This is a genomic window from Vallitalea maricola (assembly GCF_036985595.1).
Lineage (GTDB): Bacteria > Bacillota > Clostridia > Lachnospirales > Vallitaleaceae > Vallitalea > Vallitalea maricola.
Genome location: NZ_BTPU01000063.1, coordinates 1 through 23,563 on the forward strand (window position 1 = coordinate 1; position 23,563 = coordinate 23,563).

The 23,563-nt window shown below is 35.1% G+C and carries 15 protein-coding genes and 1 pseudogene; 14 read left to right on the forward strand and 2 right to left on the reverse strand.

What is annotated here, in order from left to right:
- From AACQ14_RS17330 to rsmH, 3 genes are all read left to right on the forward strand, one after another.
- Window positions 1–1,185: hypothetical protein (locus AACQ14_RS17330; RefSeq protein WP_339364848.1), on the forward strand; the 1,185-nt coding region annotated here is incomplete at its 5' end.
- A 289-nt stretch (window positions 1,186–1,474) separates the two neighbouring features.
- On the forward strand, window positions 1,475–2,338 hold the full coding sequence (locus tag AACQ14_RS17335; RefSeq protein ID WP_339364849.1) for an S-layer homology domain-containing protein: 864 nt from the start codon (window positions 1,475–1,477) through the stop codon (window positions 2,336–2,338).
- A gap of 485 nt (window positions 2,339–2,823) precedes the next feature.
- Window positions 2,824–3,873, forward strand: a complete 1,050-nt coding sequence (gene rsmH / locus AACQ14_RS17340) for a 16S rRNA (cytosine(1402)-N(4))-methyltransferase RsmH (protein ID WP_339364850.1) — start codon at window positions 2,824–2,826, stop codon at window positions 3,871–3,873.
- A gap of 421 nt (window positions 3,874–4,294) precedes the next feature.
- Here the strand turns inward: rsmH and AACQ14_RS17345 are convergent, their stop codons facing one another.
- Window positions 4,295–5,827, reverse strand: a complete 1,533-nt coding sequence (locus AACQ14_RS17345) for a PucR family transcriptional regulator (protein ID WP_339364851.1) — start codon at window positions 5,825–5,827, stop codon at window positions 4,295–4,297.
- A 166-nt stretch (window positions 5,828–5,993) separates the two neighbouring features.
- On the opposite strand from AACQ14_RS17345, the gene AACQ14_RS17350 reads away from it, so the two are divergent.
- Both AACQ14_RS17350 and AACQ14_RS17355 read left to right on the forward strand, forming a co-directional pair.
- Entirely contained in the window at window positions 5,994–8,807 is a 2,814-nt protein-coding gene (locus AACQ14_RS17350; RefSeq protein WP_339364852.1) for an oxidoreductase, read from the forward strand.
- Window positions 8,808–8,867: 60 nt separating this feature from the next.
- A complete protein-coding gene (locus AACQ14_RS17355; RefSeq protein ID WP_339364853.1) occupies window positions 8,868–9,644 on the forward strand; it encodes an SDR family NAD(P)-dependent oxidoreductase in 777 nt (258 codons plus the stop codon).
- 138 nt (window positions 9,645–9,782) lie between these two features.
- Here the strand turns inward: AACQ14_RS17355 and AACQ14_RS17360 are convergent.
- Window positions 9,783–9,947 (reverse strand): annotated as a pseudogene (locus tag AACQ14_RS17360) (IS3 family transposase); the annotation flags it as partial.
- 829 nt (window positions 9,948–10,776) lie between these two features.
- Here AACQ14_RS17360 and AACQ14_RS17365 point away from each other — a divergent pair.
- The 9 genes from AACQ14_RS17365 to AACQ14_RS17405 all read left to right on the forward strand — a co-directional run bounded on the left by AACQ14_RS17365 (window position 10,777) and on the right by AACQ14_RS17405 (window position 23,546).
- Window positions 10,777–11,520 carry an ABC transporter permease gene (locus AACQ14_RS17365; RefSeq protein WP_339364854.1) on the forward strand — a complete coding sequence of 248 codons (744 nt, stop codon included), beginning with the start codon at window positions 10,777–10,779 and terminating at the stop codon, window positions 11,518–11,520.
- A 13-nt stretch (window positions 11,521–11,533) separates the two neighbouring features.
- A complete protein-coding gene (locus tag AACQ14_RS17370; RefSeq protein ID WP_113673354.1) occupies window positions 11,534–12,436 on the forward strand; it encodes a carbohydrate ABC transporter permease in 903 nt (300 codons plus the stop codon).
- A gap of 68 nt (window positions 12,437–12,504) precedes the next feature.
- The gene (locus AACQ14_RS17375) at window positions 12,505–14,127 is read left to right on the forward strand and encodes a type 2 periplasmic-binding domain-containing protein (protein WP_339364855.1); all 1,623 of its coding nucleotides are present in this window, start codon (window positions 12,505–12,507) and stop codon (window positions 14,125–14,127) included.
- 75 nt (window positions 14,128–14,202) lie between these two features.
- Entirely contained in the window at window positions 14,203–15,585 is a 1,383-nt protein-coding gene (locus tag AACQ14_RS17380) for an alpha-L-fucosidase (RefSeq protein WP_339364856.1), read from the forward strand.
- A gap of 17 nt (window positions 15,586–15,602) precedes the next feature.
- A complete protein-coding gene (locus tag AACQ14_RS17385; RefSeq protein WP_339364857.1) occupies window positions 15,603–16,652 on the forward strand; it encodes a glycoside hydrolase family 18 protein in 1,050 nt (349 codons plus the stop codon).
- Complete coding sequence (locus AACQ14_RS17390) at window positions 16,652–17,938, forward strand: alpha-L-fucosidase (protein ID WP_339364858.1); 1,287 nt, start codon at window positions 16,652–16,654, stop codon at window positions 17,936–17,938. The genes AACQ14_RS17385 and AACQ14_RS17390 overlap by 1 nt, the downstream gene beginning before the upstream one ends.
- An 8-nt stretch (window positions 17,939–17,946) precedes the next feature.
- Window positions 17,947–21,432, forward strand: a complete 3,486-nt coding sequence (locus tag AACQ14_RS17395; protein WP_339364859.1) for a transglutaminase domain-containing protein — start codon at window positions 17,947–17,949, stop codon at window positions 21,430–21,432.
- A gap of 97 nt (window positions 21,433–21,529) precedes the next feature.
- Window positions 21,530–22,534, forward strand: coding sequence for a LacI family DNA-binding transcriptional regulator (locus AACQ14_RS17400; RefSeq protein WP_339364860.1), 1,005 nt, complete (start codon window positions 21,530–21,532; stop codon window positions 22,532–22,534).
- A 22-nt stretch (window positions 22,535–22,556) separates the two neighbouring features.
- Window positions 22,557–23,546, forward strand: a complete 990-nt coding sequence (locus tag AACQ14_RS17405) for a glycoside hydrolase family 130 protein (protein WP_339364861.1) — start codon at window positions 22,557–22,559, stop codon at window positions 23,544–23,546.
- The last annotated feature ends 17 nt before the right edge of the window (window positions 23,547–23,563 follow it).

Genomic DNA, 23,563 nt, shown 5'->3' on the forward strand with positions numbered 1-23,563 from the left:
ATCACGCCCGTACACACAGCAGTAGATGGGATGAAAGTAAATCAAGACATAACAGCACCATCAGCCAATGGAGGGCAATTTGCACAACAGCCTAAGGTAAACGCGGTAGATGAATTTGGAAATATATGTACAAGTGACAATGGGACAATCATAACAGCAAGTAAAAAAGACTCAGGAACATGGAACCTGACAGGAACAACCACAGCAACAGTAAGCGCAGGAGTAGCCACCTTTACAGACTTAGGAGCAACAAACCAAGCGCAGGTCGATAACGCCCAGCTGGCATTCAACAGTGGAAGCCTGACAGAAATAACCAGTACAGCCGTAACGCTGCCAGCACCACAAGGAGCCTACACAGTAGCAGCCACAGCGGCCACAACAGAACCAACAGCAGGAACAGGCAATACAATAACACTAACAGTAAAAGATAAATTGGGTAATACAGACACGAACTATGACGGAAACAAATCGGTAACCATAACAGGATATGAAGCAGCACCCGATACAACTTATGGAAGCTTTGGAGGGACAACCTTAGAAGCAGACGGTTCAACAGATGTAACAGTAACCTTCACTGACGGGGTAGGAACAGCAGACCTAATCCTCAACAAAGCAGATGTTCAAACAATAGGGCTAAGTATATCAGGAATCAATACCCCAGCAACAAATACCCTCAACATCACGCCCGTACACACAGCAGTAGATGGGATGAAAGTAAATCAAGACATAACAGCACCATCAGCCAATGGAGGACAATTTGCACAACAGCCTAAGGTAAACGCGGTAGATGAATTTGGAAATATATGTACAAGTGACAATGGGACAATCATAATAGCAAGTAAAAAAGACTCAGGAACATGGAACCTGACAGGAACAACCACAGCAACAGTAAGCGCAGGAGTAGCCACCTTTACAGACTTAGGAGCAACAAACCAAGCGCAGGTCGATAACGCCCAGCTGGCATTCAACAGTGGAAGCCTGACAGAAATAACCAGTACAGCCGTAACGCTGCCAGAAAGAAAAATTTATTATTACTCTGGAGGGGGAGGAAGTGATGATTCATTATCAACCACAACCACGGATCAATCTTCCGATGTATCTGTAATCGTAGATGGAAAAATCCAATATGCTGGAAGTGCCATCACATCCACAGTAAGCGGTCAAACAGTAACGAAAATCAGTTAATACAGCTAAACTCGAAAAAATTCTTAAAACAAAAAACAACAAACCAAAGGTGATAATCCCCGTAACAAACGACTCTGATGTTGCCATTGCAGGATTGAGTGGACAGATAGTCAAGAATATGGAGACAAAGGAAGCAATGTTGGAGGTCAAGACCGCTTCTGCAACCTATACCCTACCCGCATCGGAATTAGATATTGATTCGGTTTCCATGCAGTTAGGGCAGAATGTATCACTTCAAGACATAAAAGTGGAAATTGAAATTGCTAAGCCTTCTGCAAATGTCGTCAAAATGGTCGAGAACGCTGCTAAGACAGGTGATTTTGCCATTATGGTTCCGGCTGTAGAATTCGTAATTAATTGCACATGTAGCGACAAAATGGTTAATGTCAGCAGATTCAATTCCTATGTTGAAAGAACTGTTGCAATTCCGGACGGCATTGACCGGACCAAAATTACAACAGGTATTATTGTAAGTCCTGATGGAACGGTACGCCATGTGCCGACTCAAATAATTCAAATAAATGGAAAATACTATGCTAAAATCAATAGCCTAACCAACAGTATCTATACAGTCGTATCATATACCATTGAATTCTCAGATATAGTAAATCACTGGGCGAAGGATGCTATTAACAATATGGGTTCCAGAATGATTGTGACCGGCATGGGTAATGGCAATTATAACCCAGACGGTGACATCACCCGTGGCGAGTTTGCGGCTATTGTCGTCAGAGCACTTGGACTTGAAACAGGAAGAGGAGAATATAAGTTTAGCGATGTAAAAGCAACAAACTGGTTCTCCGGTTACATTGAGACAGCAAGTAAATACGGAATTATCAACGGATATAATGAAAGCACATTCGCGCCTAACGATAAAATCACTCGTGAGCAGGCCATGACAATGATAGCTAGAGCCATGAAGATTACCGGTCTGGAATCTTCATTGAAAGATAATGAAAATTATACTGTTCTGAAAGGATATTCGGATGCTGAAGATATAGCAGATTATGCAAAATCAAGTATAGTCTCTTGTCTGAAAACTGGTGTTGTATCTGGAACCAGTAGCAATACGCTAGCACCAAAAGGCAATATAACAAGAGCAGAAGTTGCACTAATTATAGAAAGATTACTGGAAAAATCTAAACTAATATAGTTCTTATAAAAACAAACACCTTTTGAGTTATTTTGGAGGGTGTTTGTTTTTGGTATCTTAATATTAATAATCGTTTGCGTTGACAACATACTACTTATCAATAGGCATCTCTCCTCTTTTGGGTATTGTTTAATAAAAATCTGAATATCTACTCACATAATTGTGTCCCCTTCCACATGGATTGATGGCACAATTATAACAAAAATGCTAAAACAAAAATGTATAAATTCCTACATTTTCATGCTGGAACTTTCCTATATTTTGATTATAGCATTTACAGTCTTAATATCTTAGGTTATAGGAAATGAAATTGACTGGCATGTTGGTGAATGATATAATTTTTACGTGGATTATCCTATGATAGTCTTATCATTTCTTAAAAGGTACTAAACATAGATTTTTAATAGTTGCACAGAAAATATAAATTTTGTAGAAATGGTGTTACAATTCACTAATAATACCTATAAAAAAAGAGAGGTTATACAATGGATAAGCAAGAACAAAAACATAAGCGACGTGTTAGATATAAAGGGACTCATCCTAGATCTTATAAAGAAAAATATAAAGAACTCCAGCCAGAAAAATATGGGGATACAGTAGCACATGTTATTCGTAAAGGGAGTACACCTGCGGGTATGCATATTTCGATTTGCGTGAAAGAAATATTGGAATTCTTACAAATCGTTCCTGGACAAATTGGATTAGATGCAACATTAGGTTATGGTGGTCATGCTTTGGAAATGCTTAAATGTCTAGACTCAAAAGGACATTTGTATGCACTGGATGTTGACTCTATTGAATTAACACGTACTAGGGAGCGTTTAGAGAAGTTAGGCTATGATGATAAAATTTTAACTATCCAGCAAATGAACTTTTCCAACATAGATCAAATAACAGCCGGGTCAGGACCGCTGAATTTTGTATTAGCGGATCTAGGTGTATCTTCGATGCAAATAGATAATCCTGATAGAGGATTTTCATATAAGAATGAAGGCCCCCTAGATTTAAGATTGAATCCCAACAAGGGTATATCTGCTGCGGAGCGATTAAAAGAAATTTCAAAAGATGAGTTACAAGGCATGTTGATTGAAAATGCAGATGAACCTTATGCAGAAGAAATATCTCGTGCTATTATATCTAAAATAAAAAAAGGGACAGATATTACAACAACAACCCAGTTACAATGTATAATCAATGATGCTCTACAATTCATCCCAATAGATAAAAGAAAAGATGAGATTAAAAAATCTTGTCAAAGAACTTTTCAAGCTTTAAGAATTGATGTTAATAATGAGTACGAAGTATTATATGAATTTTTGGAAAAACTTCCTGATAGCCTTGCTCCAGGAGGACGTGTAGCGATACTTTCTTTTCATTCAGGAGAAGATCGTCTCGTTAAAAAATCCTTTAAGCGTTTATTACGTGAAGGTGTCTACCAAGAAATTGCTCCGGACATTATTAGACCATCAACAGAGGAATGTCGTCTTAATAGTCGTGCTCGTTCTACTAAAATGCGTTGGGCCATAAAAGCATAACAATATACTTATTATTAATTTTGAGGCACCAATAGATTTAGAATTTTTTTGGCCTTTGCTGTATGGAGTTATATCTACAAAGGGCTTATGTCTTTTGAGGTAATTATATTAGGCATATTAGGATTGGTAAGTGCTTTACCAATTATTAAGTATCAAAAAAGAATGGTATATTACGCTTCTCATTCTAATATTGAGGAATAAGAGAAAGATTTTTATTCTTAAATATCATCGCACAGGTATATGGGGAAAGGAGCCAATTGCGGGAGATTATGACTTATCTAATGAGGAATCCGTCATAGAGTTTTGCATAGTTCAAATTGCAAATAATTCCTTCGTCTCATTTACAGATTTTAAAATAAACCACCGGATAATCTTCTATCTCGGTGGTAATTTGTTATTTTAGTAAGTAGCTAAAAGAGGATTATTGCCATTCTATGCTTGAATTCAGTTCATTATATCGATCTATGAGGAAAGAAAGCCGAAGCAAGAAAAGAGTATGAGTATCTGAAAGATCAATTCGGCATATCTCAGTGATACGATTTAAACGATAGACAAGGGAATTTCGATGAATATATAGGCTCTCTGAAGCTAATTTAATGCTACATCCTTTATCTATGAAGATACATAGGGTTTTATATAGTTGCGAACTGTTTTTATGGTCATACTGCCTAAGAATTGCCAAAGCAGGATGGCAGAATCGTCCTAATCTATCAGGATTTTTTACTTCCGAAAACAAATCAAAAACCTGATAGTTTAGATAGCGGCATACCAATTCTTCTGGTTTTAATTTCTGACCTAGCTCTAATGCTGCATAAGCTTGTTCATAGTAGCTTACAAAGTTTTCAATACTGGTAAAAGAATTACTGACGCCAATTCGTATATGTTCCTTTTTGGAAAAGTCCTTCAATATTTTGAGCAGTTCCTGATCCGTTTCAGCATCTTCTTTTAACGGAATAACTGCAACGATACCGTTTTTATGATAGGTAACATGGGTACCCGGAATTCGTGCTTTTAGATTCTTACATATAAAATTTTTCAAATACTGTCTTCCCAGATATCTTGTAGGGCGAATGAATAAAACCAGCATCTTGGATGGAAAATGAAGTTTTGTGAGTTTTGGCATAATATCCTTGGAAGGCGCTCCAATCAGCATATCATATAATAAATCATGGAAAAGACTATTTCCTTCAAATAGATCCGGTGTATAATAATCAATGGTATAGCTGATAACATGGCTTATTGTGCTTAGCATTTCAAAATGGGAAGGAAGAAAATTGTTCTCTCCTTCAATCATCAATAGAAATCCAATCTGTATTCGATTATGAAAAACTTTACTGCTTAACTTACGATAAGGAGATTTTGTGCAGGTAACTTCTACAGCTGCTGTAGTCTCAGATGTATTTCGTATTGTTTTCAATTCTTTTATCTGGCTTATAAATTCATAACAGCAGTATCCCTGTTTTATATTATCTTTCCAAAGAGGATCAACGACAGGAATAGATGTAGAACTGGCAATGATTTTAAAGTTCATATCACAGAAAAGCAAAGAATTTCCAAGCATTACAGAGGCAGCATCTATAACGGTATCAATGTTATGGGTTTTATCTGCAAGAGCAGTAAGTTCCTCAAAGATTCCTTTACGACGAGTTGTTTCAATCAAAGTTTTTGCATCATTGAATATGGTAAATAAGGAGTCTTCTGATACCAAAGCAACATTACCCACAGTGGAAAGGGGAGGTGTTGTGCAATTGGTGCGTGCAATAATGCATTGAGATGGAACAGACACTCTATTTCTTAATTGTTTATCATAACCAAAATAAAGAGTACTCTTAATGGTATTTTCATGCTTGTTATCAATCAAAGCTACATCCTGTATTTCTAAATCTTCTCCTTTAGATAAGATATCTATAGAATATTCTTCTGACATTCTATCTACCAACTTTGTAAATGTCATAGTTTCCCTCATTTCTATAATAATTAATTTAAATAATAATTTTACTATAGTGCACCATGAACAAATTGTCAAATTTTTATCATTCATCATACACGTTGAGAAATCACTGTTTTTCATGTATCCTTATGACATTATAACGTTGGTTTATATAATCAGGAGGTAAAAAATGTATAACAAATTATTTGAATCAGGAAACATTGGAAAGGTAACTATTAAGAACCGTTTAGTCATGTCTCCAATGGGGTGTGGACTTGCCAATCTTGATGGAACACCGTCTGAAGAAATGATTACTTTCTATGAAGCAAGAGCGATTGGCGGTGCAGGACTTATCATACCAGAAATTACGCGTATCAATGATGTGCATGGAGCAGGCCTTATGAGACAGCTATCAGTTACAAAGGATAGGCATATTGAACCGCTGGCTAAACTTGCAGAAGCAGTACATAAGCACGGCAGCAAGATTTTTATTCAGCTGCATCATCCAGGACGTGAAACGGTCTCTAAGCTTATCGGAGGTCAGCCAGTAGTTGCACCATCTCCAATTCCATGTAAATTATTAAAACAGGAAACACGTGCACTCACCGTAGATGAAGTAAAACAATTGATTCAACAGTTTATTCAAGGTGCAGTCAGAGTACAAAAGGCAGGTTGTGATGGCGTGGAATTGCACGCAGCACATGGGTATCTGCTACATCAGTTTCTGTCTCCTTATACAAATAAACGAGAAGATGAATATGGTGGAAGTTTTGAAAACCGTCTAAGAATGATTACTGAAATTATTGAAGGAATTCGTAAAGAATGTGGTCGAGATTTCTCAATAGGCGTTCGATTAAGTGTAGAAGAATTTCTAGATAAGACCGGTGTAACAGAAGAATATATACATATTGAAGATGGTGTAAAAATAGCCATGGCTTTAGAGAAGGCAAGTATTGATTTTATTGATTGCAGTTGTGGATTATATGAAACAGGAATGACCTGCATTGAACCTATTTCTTTCCCACAAGGTTGGAGACATGACATGATTTTAGCAGTAAAAAGTCATGTAAAAATTCCTATAATTGGTGTATCAGTTATTAGAGAACCTGCAGTAGCAGAAAAATTCCTAGAAGATGGTGTGGTAGACTTTGTTTCCATGGGGCGTACTTGGAATGCTGATGAAGAGTGGGGTAAAAAAGTATACGAGGGAAGAGAAAAAGAATTACGTAAATGTATCTCCTGCCTGCGTTGCTTTGAAAGTTTGAATGAATATAATGCCGCCGGCTTACCACCAGAATGTGCATTAAACCCAAGATATGCAAGAGAACGAAAATATGGGAATCTGGTGCATGATACCAAAGGACATACTGTAATTGTTGTTGGTGGCGGTCCCGCTGGAATGTGTGCAGCACAGACCCTTGCACTACGTGGGGTAAAAGTGACTCTTATTGATCGCCAAAGTGAACTTGGAGGAACCATTAATTTGGCTAAGAAACCGCCATTTAAGGAACGTATGCAGTGGATTTCAGATTACTATAATAGTGAATTTGAACGACTTGGAGTAGAAGTAAAATTAAATACAGAAGCAACTACAGATAGGATTATGGCATATAAACCGGATGCAGTAATTCTTGCTACAGGCTCTGTATCAATCGTTCCTAAAAAAATTCCTGGGGTAAATGGTGACAATGTATTGACGGTAGAATCGGTACTTTCAGGTAAATCTCAACTAAAAGGGAAAAAAGTAGCTGTTATCGGTGCAGGACTTACAGGACTTGAGACAGCAGAATATTTGTGTGCAGAGGGAAATCATGTTGCAATTATTGATATGCTTGACAAACCAGCACCAAATGCAAACCATACCAATGTAGCTGATGTTTGTGGACGCTTGGCTAAATCTGATGTCAATTATTTACTGGGACATTCCTTGAAAGAGATAAAAACAGATAGTGTTGTACTTGAGGAATTGGAAAACCATAAGAAAGTAACTGTATCTGTAGATGCAATAGTACTTTGCCTTGGATTTAGACCGGATCAATCTTTGGCTTCTGAATTAGAGGCAAAGAATGTAAAAGTGAAATTAATAGGAAGTGCTATAAAAGATGGAATAATTGCACCTGCAGTACGTACAGGTTATGAAGTTGGACGTGGACTATTTATAGAAAAACATAAAGCTCCAAGCTTTAGAGTTCCCAAAGAAGACATTCCGCACTTCGGGAAGATCTCTCTCATGGATAATCAGGAAGGACTCTACATCAGTTATCTTACTGACCCAGCAGCAATTAAAAGGATATTGCCTCCACCATTAAAACCATTTTCTATGCCGGTAGTAACTCTATCTATTTGCCATGTTAATAATCCAACATTTGCAGATGACTACTATGAAGCAATTCTAGGCGTTTATGCTACCTATGGTAAATCCCTTGGCTTATATACGCTGGGCTTAGTACTTGGAGGACCTGGAGCCGAGATGGCAGTACAATGTGGTCGTGACAATGGAAGTATTCCTAAGAAGCTAGGAGCAGAATTTGTTATTAGAAGAAATGGTGATACGGTAACAGCAGGAGTAACCAGAAGAGGGACACAGCTTGTAGAAGCAACAATGAAATTAGGGGAATATAATAATCCTCTGACTGCTGCTCTTTATCAATTCCCAGCAGCAGGAAAACAGACATTTGGAGGGGGTTTCTATTTCCACTTTGACCGTCAACCAGATGAAAATGGTGAATCCCATTTCCTAAATGGAGCATTACTTATGAATCAGTGCGAATATAATTACCAATCATGGGATCCGGGGATAGTGTCACTTGATTTAAAGTCAAGTATTGATGACCCATGGGCAGAACTCCCAATTAATACCATCATAGGCGGCGCTTATTCTAAGAATAGCTTGTTAGTACATAAATTAAAATTAATAGAGAAATTAGAAGCTAATGATGTCGTTCCATATTTGTTAACAGGACGCTATGATCGTACAACATTTATGGAAACAGGGCGTATATAAGTTAATAATTGGAGATACTATTATCTCCTTTAATATAATAAGAGGAAAGGATGTTTACACATGGAAAATTTATTTGATTTAACTGGAAAAGTAGCTGTAGTAACAGGAGCAAGTTCAGGACTTGGAGCAGATGCGGCCCTTGCCTATGCAAAAGCTGGAGCAGATGTTGCATTATTGGCAAGACGTATTGAAAAACTAAACGAAGTAAAAGCTGAAATCGAGAATACAGGCCGTAAAGTTATTGCTGTAGTTTGTGATGTTACCAATGAAGAAAGTGTAAAAATAGCAATAGAGACAGTACTTAATACCTTTGGTCATATTGATATATTATTAAATAACGCTGGTATTGCCGTACGTGGTGGTGTAGACAGCATGACAATCGAAGAGTGGGATAAATCCTTTGATACCAACGTAAAAGGTATCTTCTTAACCAGCAAATATGTAGTTCCACAAATGAAGGAAAGAGGATATGGTAAAATTGTCAATGTTGCTTCTGTCAACGCAGTCATTGCTGACAAAAATGATTTGTTTATTAGACATTCCTACAATGCTTCTAAGTCAGCGGTTCTTGGCTTAACAAAAGGTATGGCTTGTTCCTATGCAAAATACGGTATTACTGTTAATGCTATTGGACCTGCACTTTTTGAATCAGAGATGACAGCCGGAACTTTATTCAAATCAGAGCAGTTCCTTAATGCATATAACACTATGAATCCTGCAGGACGCCCAGGAAATAAAGGAGAATTAAATGGTACAGTACTTTATCTTTCCAGCGATGCTTCCAGCTATGTTCAAGGTCAGTTCATAATCGTAGATGGTGGCGGGGCACTTGTATAGAACTAATAGAATAGGATAAACTATTCCTAGTATGTAATTCTTAATACCTTTACGTCATCTTAAAGACACGTTCAATGTGATGTGTCCCCAATAAGTTAGACTTTGTAGCGAAGCAGTTTATACTGTTTCGCTATTTCTCTATACAGCCAAGAGGTTGAGCCTGTATTCAACAGGACTCATCCATCTTAGTTTTTCTTTAATTCTTTTCTCATTATAATACTTTATGTACTTATTTATAGCTTTCACTAATTTGTCATAGCTATAATAGACCATACCATAATACATTTCTTGCTTCATAATACCTTGTCACATTGAGTTTGGCGGCTAGTTCTTATTGAGACATTTTACTTTGTTCTCTAAGTAGTTTAATTTTATCACCAATATTTGCTTTCATTTTCTAAACCTCCAATTATATCTTCTAACATTCCATAGATTAGATGGATATCTTCTATAAATTTTAACATCTGTTTCCTTTACAATCAAGCAATGCTTTGTTGCATCAAGGCAATAAGCCGTTGCAAGAAGGTTATATAGTGATTATAGTCTATTTCATTGATATCCATATTAATACGGTTTAATTCCGTGTTTGTTTTTTGTATAGAATTATGTCAGATTTAATGCCGTCAGTGAATAGATGGAAAGTATATGTATACTAAACAAATGAACAAAAATAAAGTAAAAGTTAGGTAATTGACTATCCTTGAGATTAAAATTTAAAACTAAACAATATATCAATGATTCACTAAAACATAACTGAAACAATGTTAATATAGTGCATTTGACACAAAAATAAAAGGAAAAAACAAAAAAGTTATTGACAAAAGTAACTAATAATGGTAAATTAATAAACATAAGTTAGTAGTTGTTAAGTAACATTACTTATATTTGTTAACAAAGAAGTATTATGAAAAGGATTAGGTGATAATTTATGAGCACAAGGGTTATGAAGCAATCGAAGGGAAAAAATAAAAAAAAGAAATTCGTGAAGCAGTTTAAGAAAGATTATCCGTTATGGTTATTTGTACTTCCGGGGATTATTATTACCTTTATTTTTAGTTATATCCCTTTATACGGAGTTCAAATAGCATTTCGAAATTTTAATCCTAAATTAGGTTTTTTTGGGAGTCCTTGGGTGGGATTACAACACTTTACAAGATTTTTTGATTCACCTTATTTTTTTACAACAATAAAGAATACATTTGTTCTTAGCCTGTATTCATTGATAGCAGGATTTCCAATACCAATTCTCTTAGCATTGATACTGAATTCTTTTCGACATAAAAAGTATCGAAAGGTAATTCAAACAGTTACTTATGCACCAAATTTTATTTCAACAGTAGTTATGTGTGGTATGTTGTTACTTTTCTTATCGCCTAGTGTGGGTATCATTAATAATGTCATTGAATTTTTTGGGGGAAACAGTATAAATTTCATGGCTGAAAAAAGTTATTGGAGGCATATTTACGTATGGTCAGGTGTTTGGCAAGGAATGGGCTGGAGTTCAGTAATATATTTCGCAGCGTTGTCGTCAGTCAGTCCAGAGTTGCATGAAGCGGCAATCGTTGATGGAGCGACTAAGTTTCAGATTGTCAGGTATATTGATTTTCCAAGTATCATACCCACAGCAACAATTTTATTGATTCTTAGTTGTGGAAGTATCTTATCCGTAGGTTTTGAAAAAGTTTTCTTATTGCAGAATGATTTGAACTTAAGTGTATCTCAAGTAATCTCTACATATGTGTATAAAGTAGGTCTTATTGATAATAATATCTCCTATTCTTCTGCAATTGGGTTGTTTAACTCAGCAATAAATGCAGTTCTATTGATTGTAGTAAATAAAATATCTAAAAAACTATCTGGTATTAGTTTGTGGTAAGGAGAGATTAAAATTGAGGAGAAAAAAACGTTCAAAACAAGACAAAATATATGACGGAATTATCTTTGTGATACTTACTATAATCTTTGCTATAGTAGCATATCCGTTGTACTTTATAATTATTTCATCCATAAGTAATCCAGAAGCGGTTTCTAGTGGTAAAGTATTTCTATTCCCTGTGGGGCTGACATTTGATGGATATATGGAAGTTTTCAAGAATGCCCAAGTTGTTACAGGATTTGTAAATTCTTTATTCTATACATTTTGTGGTGTTATGTTGAATCTGACTTTGACATTGCCAACAGCATATGCTTTGTCAAGAAATAGATTCGGGGGAAAGAAAATAGTAACTCTATTCTATGTAATCACTATGTTTGTTAACGGGGGAATGATTCCTACATATTTAGTAGTAAAAAATCTACACTTATTAGATTCTATGTTTGCTTTGATTTTGCCAGGAGCATTGGGTGTTTATAACATGATTGTGGCAAGAACATTCTTTAAGATGAATATTTCAGAGGAGTTGTATGATGCTGCAGCCATTGATGGATGCGCAGAGACAAAATTCTTTTTCAAGATTGCGTTACCCTTATCAAAAGCGATTATCGCTATCATGGTGCTTTATTATGGGGTAGGACATTGGAATTCATATTTTTCCTCATTATTATATATGAAAACAGAATCAAAGTTTCCATTACAGCTTGTACTAAGATCAATCTTAGTTCAAAACCAAAGCCATTTGTCCCAAACAGTGACAACAGCAGCTCAGCAAGAGGCGTTAGAACAAAGGCGACAATTGATGGAATTGATGAAATACTCACTGATCATAGTGTCAAGTTTACCAGTATTGATTATGTACCCATTAGTACAAAAACATTTTGTTAAAGGAGTCATGATTGGTTCTATAAAAGGATAGCTAAGAGTATGAACTTAAGTCTTTACCAAGACTTGGTTATATATGCTAATTAAAGGAGGATGTTTTATATGAGAAACAAAAAAGTAATTCCACTTATGATAGTTTTTGTAATGAGTCTTACAATTATATTATCAGGTTGTGGTAACAAAGCGAGTAAAAGTTCAACGGGGAAAACAGAGGAAATTAATACAACTGTAGACGATGATGGAAAAATCAATGGATTGATGTACAAAGAAGGGTTACCTATTGTAGACCCAGAAGAAGAGTATTCTTTTTCAATTTTTACAGATGGAAATAAAACAACAGATGAATTCTATTTAATGCCTGTACTAGAAGAGCAAACAGGAATTAATGTAGATGTTCAGCTTTTCCCTTATGAGGTAGCAAAAGAAAAATATAGCTTATCACTCAATTCAGGGGATTATGCAGATTGTATTGGTGGATGGATTATGTCTGCAACTGATATCTTGAGATTTGGTGTGGAAATGGGAACATTTATACCACTTGAAGGATACTTTGAAAAATTTGCACCAAATATCCAAAAAGTTCTTGAGCTTGAAGGAGTTCGTGAAATAATGACAGCACCAGATGGTCATATTTATTCTGTACCATACGTATTAGCTGCACCAAAAGTAGATTTCAATCCTTACATCAATACACGTTGGTTAGAAAATCTAGGGCTTGAAGTACCAACTACAACAGAAGAATTAAGAGATGTATTACGAGCATTCAAAGAAAATGATGCCAATGGTAATGGTGACCCTAATGATGAAATACCATTCTCATTCGATCCAGTAAACAAGAAACTAGGTTATTACGCAGGATGGTTTGGAATGCCTGTCAATGACTATGGATTCACTATGGTAGATGGAGAGTTAACATTTGGTGCCAATAGTGATGCATACAAAAATATGATTAAATACATGAGAGATTTATATGGTGAAGGCTTATTAGACCCAGAAATGTTTACTATAGATCAAGCTCAATGGAAAGCAAAAGGAAGTACTGATATTTATGGTGTTGCCATGATGTATGGAAGCGGAGATATCATGCCTTTTGAAGCAGGAGAAATGCCAGATTGGGTACCACTTCCTGTATTGAGTAGTGAATATACTGATAAACCTCTTTGGTTCCGTGACAGTTATGGAACAACAGTACTTAAGAACCAAGTAGTTATTACTGATAATGCAAAAGATCCAGAAATCATTGTAAGATGGTGGGATAATATGTTTGAATTAGAAAATTCTATTCAGACTAATGGAGGTCCTTTGAACAAAGTAGTATTCAAAGATGGAGATGAATATTACACTGACAACAGCAAGTTGACAGAAGAAGAAAAAGATACATATAGCTGGACAAATTTATATCCACAATCTTTACCAAGATACATACCAACTGATTTCGAATTTGTTGAAAAAAATCCTATATTCAAGGAAAAAGATAATGTTGATAAAATATATGAACCTTATTTAGTTTCCCATACTATTCCACCTTATTGGGCAACAGCAGAAGAAAGTTCAAGATTATCTGATCTTCAGACAGTTATTGCTGATTACATTAAAGAAAAAACTGCTCAATGGATTGCTGGACAGGCAGATGTTGATGAAGATTGGGATAGTTATATTAAACAATTAGAAAAACTTAACCTTAATGAATATATTGAAATGCGTTTAAATGCAATTAACAAATAAATAAATACTTATGTAAGATGGCTATGATGTAAGTCATAACCATCTTTATTAGAATATATAGCAATGGAGGATAATATGTCAGAATTAGATCAATTAGAAGAAATAGAAGACATGGTTGAAGAAGGCGTTCATAATTATAGTACCGAAGAACACTATGTAGTACCAACAGATCCAAAAGTACTTGCTAAACTTGAATGGTTTCAAGATCAAAAATTAGCGTTGATGATGCATTGGGGAGTCTATTCTCAGATTGGTATTGTAGAATCTTGGGCACTAAGCGATGCTGATGCAGAATGGTCAAGAAATTGTGTTGATTGGGAAGTAACAGGAGAAGAGTTCAAGAAACAGTATTTTGACATGAATAAAACCTTCAATCCTATTCGATTCCAACCAGAAAAATGGGCTGAAATTGCCAAAGAAGCAGGAATGAGATATTTTATCTTCACAACAAAACACCACGATGGATTTTGTATGTGGGATACTAGTTATTCTGATTATAAAATAACCAATGGAGATTGCCCTTTCCATACCCATAGATACGCAGATGTCTGTGCTCACCTTTTTGAAGCTTTTCGTAAAAAAGGAATTGGTATAGCTGCTTATTTTTCAAAAGCAGATTGGCATATAGATAGTTATTGGAGTACAAAATTTGAGAAAGGAAGTTATCAGAATAGAGGACCATCCTATAATCCATCTGATTATCCAGAAGAGTGGGAACGATTTGTACAGTTTACTCAAAATCAAATTATGGAGTTAGGAACTAAGTATGGGAAAATCGATATTATGTGGTTTGATGCTGGATGGGTTTGTAAGCAGAATAATCAAGATATAAGATTGGGTGAAGTAATTGATAAAATAAGAAAGTTCCAGCCAGGAATGTTATGTGCTGACAGAACTGTAGGCGGAGCTTATGAAAATTATGTAACGCCAGAACAATGTGTACCAGACAAGCCCCTAAGTATTCCATGGGAAAGCTGTATAACTTTAGGAAATTCCTTTGCATATTCTTATGAAGACCATTATAAGGATCCAAGAGAAGTTGTGAATCTACTAATTGATATAGTTGCAAAAGGTGGTAACTTAGCAATAAATGTTGCGCCACAGCCAGATGGACGTTTACCACAAGAAGCCATTAGTCCATTAAAAGGATTAGGAAACTGGCTAAAGATCTATGGAGACGCAATTTATGGTACTAGAGTGTGCAAACCTTATAAAAGAGATGGTATAGCTTTCACTAAAAAAGAGGATACAGTATATGCCATTCAAGGATTCAACAATAAGACAGATGCTGTTACAACAGAGGTTTTTATACCTTATGAAGGAAATGTTAAAGAAATCAAATGTCTTAAATCAAATGAAATGCTTCAATTTGATAAAAAAGATAATGGATATATGGTACATGTGCCAGAATATCACTCGGATGAAGCACCATACGCAAGAGTTTTTAGTTTAATATAGAGAAAAAGGAGCCCCATATGACCCCCATAAATTTAATTGGTTACGTATCAATAAAAGACTTAAAAAGATTCAAAGAAGAAGATATAAAAAAATCAGAAATAATTAATTTAGCATTTGCAAAAATTTCTGAAGGAAAAGTTGTTTGTGATGTTCTTTCTTATATTCCATACATTGAAAAAGCAAGAGCTATCAATCCTGACATTCGCTTTGTACTATCCATTGGAGGATGGGGCGCAGGAGGATTCTCTATAGCATCAAAAACGGTGAAAAGCAGAAAGATATTAATTGAATCAGCCATTAATCTAATAGAAGAAGCAGGACTTGATGGAATTGATATCGATTGGGAATATCCATGTATCAGTATTGCCGGGATCGATGCAGCTAAAGAAGATAAAGAGAATTTTACACATTTGATAAAAGAATTTCGTATGTACTTAGATGAAAGAGGTATGGAAGATGCCTTGTTGACTATTGCAGCAGCAGGGGATGAGTATTTTATTAAATGTACTGAAATGGATAAAATTCACCCTTATCTTGATTATGTTCAATTGATGACTTATGACCTTCGTGGAGGATTTACAGTTGTTACAGGACATCATGCAAACTTGTTTAGTTACCAAGAAGATTTATCAAGAGCAAGTGCTGATAAAGCTGTAAGAAAATATATAAAAGCAGGTGTACCAGCCAATAAGCTGGTAGTCGGTGCTGCTTTTTATTCAAGAATGTGGGAAGGGGTTCCTGATGTTCAACATGGCTTCATGCAGATGGCGAAAACCACAGGAGGCTATGGACCGAGTTTTCATGATTTATTAGAAGAGTATATTAATAAGAATGGATTTATTCGATATTGGGATACAGAAGCAAAAGCACCTTATTTATTTAATGGAGATTGTTTTATTAGTTATGAAGATCAAGACTCCCTATTCCATAAATTGGATTATATTCAGGAACAAGGACTATATGGATTGATGTATTGGGAATACGGGACGGATCGTAGTGGTACATTATTAAGCTTCATAGACCAAGAAAGAAAAAAGATAAGTATCAAGGATGGAGGAGAGAGCTAATGGAAAAATGGTTTGAAGAAGCCAGATTAGGAATTTTTATTCATTATGGAATATATGCGGTAGATGGTGTTGCAGAATCATGGTCATTTTATCATAACCGTGTTCCATATGATAAATATATGAAACAACTGGATGGTTTCACTGCTTCAAAATTCGACGCTGACCACTGGGCTGATATTATTGCAAAATCAGGAGCAAAATATGCGGTTTTAACAACTAAACATCATGATGGAGTAGCACTTTTTGATACTCAGTACAGTGATTTGAATGTGGTGAAAAGTACTCCAGCCAAAAGGGATATTATAAAGGAATATGCAGAAGCCATTAAGAAGAGAGGAATAAGATGTGGTATGTACTATTCTCTAATTGATTGGTCTCATCCCGATTATGCCAGTGTTTTTGAAGATGGAAAAGTTCCAGAAGATCTTTCAGAGGTTAATGGCTATTCCTATCCAGCAGATGGAAAGCAGGATTTTGAAGCATGGGAACGATTTTTAGAATTTAATAATAATCAGTTAAAAGAAGTTCTAAGTAACTATGGAAAAGTAGATTTGTTATGGTTTGATGGAGATTGGGAGCGTAGTGCAAAAATGTGGCGCTTACCTGAGTTCAAGGATTACTTAAAATCATTCAATGATAAGTTGATAATAAATTCAAGATTGCAAGGTCATGGTGACTATAAGACACCTGAACAAGGACTTCCTATTACAAGACCTGAAGGTCCTTGGGAATTCTGTACAACAATAAACAGTTCTTGGGGTTATGTTCCTGATGATAATCATTACAAATCCTTGAATCAGTTGATTCGTATGTTTTGCGATTGTATCACCATGGGTGGAAATATGTTATTGGATATTGGTCCAAAAGAAGACGGAACCATTGTACCAGAAGAAGAAGAACTTCTAATAGGCATTGGTAATTGGATTAGAGATAATGAGGAGGCAATATATGGTACAAAAGAAGGTATAATGACTCGTTATTATCTAGGTGGCTCTACAATGTCTCAAGATGAAGAAACCCTTTATCTGTTTGTATATGATAATCCAAAAGAAAATGTATGCTTGAAAGGCTTATGTAATAAGGTGAAGAAAGCTACTGTATTACACTCAGGAAAAGAGTTGAACTATGAAATTCATGGAGGTGTACCTTGGTTTAATATACCTGGGACCATATGGTTTGATTTAACACCAGAAGATTGTCATGAAAATGTAACTATATTGAAAATAGAAGTTGAAGGGAAAATAGAGATGTATGGCGGCAGTGGTGCTGTTGTAACACATAACTAGGAGGAAAAATGAATTCATTAAGAGTACCAATACCTAAGATTGATTTCAATCCACCGGTATATTATTGTAAGCGAGCAACAAAACCTTTTGTTCTTGATGGAAACCTACATAAAGAATTTTGGGAGGATGCTCCATTCACTAATCTATTTGTAGATATTGAAGGAGACAGTAAATCTAAACCTTACATGGACACACAAGTCAAGATGTTATGGGATGATGAGAATTTTTATTTTGGTGGAATTCTCCATGGAGAAGAAATATGGGCAACTTTAACTGAAAGAGACTGTGTTATTTTTCACGATAACGATTTTGAAATCTTCATAGATCCAGATTCAGATACTCATGGTTATTTTGAATTTGAGATTAATGCTTTTAATACAGTGTGGGATTTATTTTTGACAAAACCTTATCGTGATACAGGAGGAAGACCTCTTAATGGATGGGATATCAAAGGGCTTCAGTCAGCTGTCAAGATTAAAGGCAAAATAAATGAAATCAATCCAGATAATAAATATTGGATGGTGGAAGTTGTAATTCCTTTTGATTCTTTGAAAGAAATGGCACCAAAATCACAAAAGCCACATTTAGGTGATTATTACAGAGTTAATTTCTCCAGAGTTCAATGGCATGTAGATACTGTTGATGGAAAATACGTTAAGAAAGACCGCCCTGAAGAAAACTGGGTATGGTCACCAACTGGATTAGTAAATATTCATTACCCAGAATTATGGGGATTCGTCTTTTTTACTGACAAAGGTGAAAACTATGATATCCCTGAAGTGGAATACTTAAAATGGGAATTAAGAAAATATTATTATTATGAACACAGATATTATGATAATTATGGCAGCTATACTACAGATATTACTGCCTTAGACATGGAAATGGAAACTTCTATTTGTCCAAGGATTGAAATTTGTAGTAAAAGCTTTGAAATCTCTTGTTTAACTAAAGATGGAAGTGAGCAAGTAGTAATTTATCAGGATGGAAAAATAAGTGTATTGGAACAAGAGGAATATGAAAAGAAACTAAGAAAAGTTCCTTATTCATTGATGCAGGAGATGAATGAGTCAGAACAAGAGTGTATGAAGTTTCTCTATGAATTCATGCCTTTGTCCGATATTGCTGATTATGACCCAAAGCTATTCTTGCAATTTGTCCGTCATAGCCTATGGGTAAAAGAAAATATGCCTTGGGGAGATATAATTGATCATAATGATTTCTTGAATTACGTACTCCATTTTAGAGTAAATAATGAGGATTTGGAATTCTACAGCTTAGTATTTTATGAAGAATTAGCACCTAGGATTCAAGGAATGACCATGGAAGAAGCAGCCATTGAAGTCAATTATTGGTGTTTTGAAAAAGCCACCTATCAGTCAACTAATTCACGAACTGGTTCTCCTTTCACAGTGATTAAAAATGCTTTTGGCCGATGTGGAGAAGAATCAACTTTTGTAGTAGCAGCTCTTAGAAGTGTAGGGATACCAGCAAGACAATGTTATACCCCAAGATGGAGCCATTGTGATGATAATCATGCTTGGGTAGAAGTATATACAGAAAAAGGATGGTGTTTCTTAGGAGCTTGTGAACCAGAGGTACAGTTGAATCATGGCTGGTTCAGATTACCTGCATCAAAAGCAATGCTTATTCACAGCCGTGTACTTTCAAACCGCTGCTCAGACGAAGTAATTACAAAACAAACAGACCGAATGACGGAAATTAATGTTTTATCTCATTATGCTGAGACCAAAAAGATAACTGTTTCGATCAAGGATGAAAACAATTGTCCCGTACAAGATGCAATAGTTCGATTTGAGGTAGTCAATTATTGTGAGTTTTATCCTATTGCTCAATTAAAAACTGATGCTCAGGGTAATGTATCTTTTGTAACAGGTCTAGGGGATCTAATGATCTATGTATATAAAGGAAACTCTTTTGCCTATAGTAAAATGGATGTTTCCCATGAAGAAAATAAGGTTTTGACCTTAAAAGATGAAATATATATGGCTTCAGATATAGAAAACTTCATTATGATTCCACCAAAAGGCGGTATAGAAGAAGAACAGCCCTATACAGAAGAAGAAATGCAAGAGCAGAAAAGAAGAAATGATAAGGCTGTAGAGCAGAGAAAAGCATTTGAAGATACATTCTTCAATGAAGCCACTAGTAAAGAAGAAGCAAAGAGATTTCCACTACTTAATAAAGAAATTTCTGAGTGCTTAGTAAAAGCTAGGGGAAATCATAAAGAGATTCTGACTTTCTTAGATGATAGTTCCGAGGATGAGCTATATCTGAAAGTCAAAATGTTAAAAGCTTTACCACAAAAAGACCTATCCGATATATTAGCGTTGGATTTGGAAGAGCATTTTGCATATTCAATAAAATATAGAGATGATTGGGAAGAAGATATTTTTGTTGAATATATTATGAATCCTAGGATATGGATAGAAAAAATAAGATTGTATAGGAAAGAGATTAATGCATTCTTTACAGAGGAACAGAAGACATGTTTTAGAGAAGAACCATTGGAGTTAAAGAGATGGATGGAATCTAATCTGTACCTGATAAGGGATAAAGAATACTCCAATCTAAACACTTCACCTACAGGAATGCTGAAGGTAAGAGGCGGTAATAAAATATCTCATAAGATTTTCTTCGTTGCTGTATTACGTTCATTAGGTGTTCCAGCAAAGATTGAAAAAACTGATGGAAAATTAGCTTATTATAAAAATAGACAATGGCAATACATCTACGAAGATGAAAATGTAGATTCCAAGGAAGTTGGTAAGCTAATATTAACACGTGATAATAGTCATGTGGAATATTATAAAAACTATACAGTATCACGTTTTGAAAATGGATACTATAAAACCTTAGAATTAGATGAAATACCTTGGGAAGATAATCAAGTAGAATATACCTTAGAAGAAGGATATTATCGAGTGATTACAGCTAATAGACAACATGATGAATCCAACAGGGTTCGTGTTGTTAATTGCCAGATTATAAAAGATCAGTCCACAACGGTACCATTGATTCTAGATAAAGGTAATAATGAAAAGAAACAAGTAGCAGTAAAAGATTATTCTTTAATCTATAAGAACAAGGAACAATGTAATTTATATGAATTCATAGACACAAAAAGGATTGTTTGCTGGATTAAACCGGGAGCAGAGCCTACAGAGCATCTGCTTAACGAGATAATTGAATTAAAAGAAGCATATGGACAATTATCCAAAGAGGTTATCCTATTGATTCAACATGAAGAAGAATTTGACGATCCAACCTTGATGAAGGCTTGTAAAGAAGTATCATCCCTAAAAGTTCTAGTTGAATCAAGTTTTAGTTTAGATGATATATATGAAGGATTCAATATAAAAGACTGTCGATTACCTTTAGCCATGATTACAGAAGATAAACAAGGAATCTTTGGATGGTGTGGTTATCAAGTAGGTATCGGGCAGTTACTTATAGAAAGCATTAACGATTAGATTTGTTAGCTAATTAATACTTAACTTATTGCCATGAGTTTCCCAAAATGTTATAATGTCAAAGGATAAGGAAAATGTTAAAAAGGGGAGTCTAACAATGAAGAAAATCAAAAAAGTTACTATGCAAGATATAGCAGATGCATTAGGAGTTAGTAAAGTAACAATTTCTAAAGCATTAAATGATAAAGATGGTGTTGGACCTGAATTAAAAGAACAGATATTACAAAAAGCTGAAGAATTTGGCTATCGTTTATCAAAAAATTCAAAAGATAAAGTGAAGAATATTGCTATATTTTTAGACCACAAATATTTTGGTGAAGGCACAAAAGCATACTTCTATGTAAAAATCTATCAAATGATATCAAAGCATTTAAGTGAAATTGGTTATATTGGAGTTCTCACAACAGTAAATCCTATCAATCATGGAAAGGAACTGGAACAAATTATTAGTAATCAAAACATTGAGGGTATAATTATTCTTGGAAACCTAGAGGAAGAATTTTTGTCAAAAGTTAGAAAGATAAGGTTACCCAAGGTATTTGTTGATTATTATGATGAACTTTCCAATACGGATTGTGTTCTTTCTGAGAATATTTACAGCACATATGAGATTACCAAGCATCTACTTAATTATGCACATTATTACATTGGTTTTGTGGGTTCAATTTCTGTAACTCAGAGTATATCAGATAGATATCTAGGATATAAGAGAGCATTGATGGAAAGAAAAATTCCAATTAGACAAGAGTGGATTATTGATGATAGAGATGCACATAACGAAGCAATAGAATTCCAACTTCCAGAAGAGATGCCAACGGCTTTTGTATGTAATTGTGACGAAACAGCACATCGTTTTATTAAATGCTTGAAACAACAAGGTTATAGAGTTCCCGAAGACATTTCAATTGTAAGCTTTGATAACGATATATATGCTGATATCTGTGAACCAAAATTAACAACTGTCGCTGTAGACATTGAAGGCATAGCAAAGACTACAGTAAAACTCATTAAAAGAAAAGTAGAAAGATCCCCTTATTATACAAAAGGAGTATCCATGGTGAATGGTAAAATCATTTATCGAGATTCAGTGGCAAAGAATTAAGTAGGATTTGGAGGAGTAGAAATTGGCAAAAATTATTGGAAATAAATTAGAAAATATACCATGGCAGGAAAGAACTGAAGAAGATTCTATGCCAATATGGAGATATTCAAAAAATCCTATTATCAATAGAAATGCAATACCTAGTTCAAATAGTATTTTTAATAGTGCGGTTATACCTTTTGAAGATGGGTTCGCAGGTGTATTTAGATGTGATTCCAAATCAGTGAGTATGAATATCTATGCTGGATTCAGCAAAGATGGAATTCATTGGAATATTAACCATGATCCTATTGAATTTCAAGGAGAGAATGAAGAAATACTCCGTAAAGAGTATCGTTATGACCCAAGAGTATGTTTTATTGAAGACCGTTATTATATAACATGGTGTAATGGTTATCATGGTCCCACAATAGGAATGGGTTATACTTTTGATTTCAAGACATTCCATCAAATGGAGAACGCATTTTTACCTTATAATCGAAATGGAGTTTTGTTTCCACGTAAAATAGGCGATTATTATGCAATGCTCAGTAGACCAAGTGACACAGGACATACACCTTTTGGTGATATCTTCTACAGTCAAAGTAAAGATATGGAATATTGGGGTCATCATCGTCATGTAATGAGTACAATAAAAGGAGACAAATCCGCTTGGCAAGGAACGAAAATCGGTCCAGGTCCAGTACCAATTGAAACAGATGAGGGATGGTTACTAATATACCATGGCGTTTTAACTACATGTAATGGGTACGTATATAGAATGGGATGCGCACTTCTTGATTTAGACCAACTCTGGAAAGTAAAAATGCGCTCATCTAATTACATACTAGGACCTTACGAATTATATGAATGTGTAGGAGATGTACCAAATGTAGTTTTCCCATGTGCCACACTAACTGATTCAGAGACAGGAAGAATTGCCATATATTATGGCTGTGCAGACACAGTTACTAGTCTAGCCTTTACAACTGTCGACGAATTAATTAAATACATGAAGGAAAATCCATTATAGATTATATTATATATAAA

What these genes read in the sequence shown, in the direction of transcription:
- AACQ14_RS17335 (WP_339364849.1), top strand. Translation starts at nt 1,475, where the DNA reads ATGGTCGAGAACGCTGCTAAGACAGGTGATTTTGCCATTATGGTTCCG.
- rsmH (WP_339364850.1), top strand. Translation starts at nt 2,824, where the DNA reads ATGGATAAGCAAGAACAAAAACATAAGCGACGTGTTAGATATAAAGGG.
- AACQ14_RS17345 (WP_339364851.1), bottom strand. Translation starts at nt 5,827, where the DNA reads ATGACATTTACAAAGTTGGTAGATAGAATGTCAGAAGAATATTCTATA.
- AACQ14_RS17350 (WP_339364852.1), top strand. Translation starts at nt 5,994, where the DNA reads ATGTATAACAAATTATTTGAATCAGGAAACATTGGAAAGGTAACTATT.
- AACQ14_RS17355 (WP_339364853.1), top strand. Translation starts at nt 8,868, where the DNA reads ATGGAAAATTTATTTGATTTAACTGGAAAAGTAGCTGTAGTAACAGGA.
- AACQ14_RS17375 (WP_339364855.1), top strand. Translation starts at nt 12,505, where the DNA reads ATGAGAAACAAAAAAGTAATTCCACTTATGATAGTTTTTGTAATGAGT.
- AACQ14_RS17380 (WP_339364856.1), top strand. Translation starts at nt 14,203, where the DNA reads ATGTCAGAATTAGATCAATTAGAAGAAATAGAAGACATGGTTGAAGAA.
- AACQ14_RS17385 (WP_339364857.1), top strand. Translation starts at nt 15,603, where the DNA reads ATGACCCCCATAAATTTAATTGGTTACGTATCAATAAAAGACTTAAAA.
- AACQ14_RS17390 (WP_339364858.1), top strand. Translation starts at nt 16,652, where the DNA reads ATGGAAAAATGGTTTGAAGAAGCCAGATTAGGAATTTTTATTCATTAT.
- AACQ14_RS17395 (WP_339364859.1), top strand. Translation starts at nt 17,947, where the DNA reads ATGAATTCATTAAGAGTACCAATACCTAAGATTGATTTCAATCCACCG.
- AACQ14_RS17400 (WP_339364860.1), top strand. Translation starts at nt 21,530, where the DNA reads ATGAAGAAAATCAAAAAAGTTACTATGCAAGATATAGCAGATGCATTA.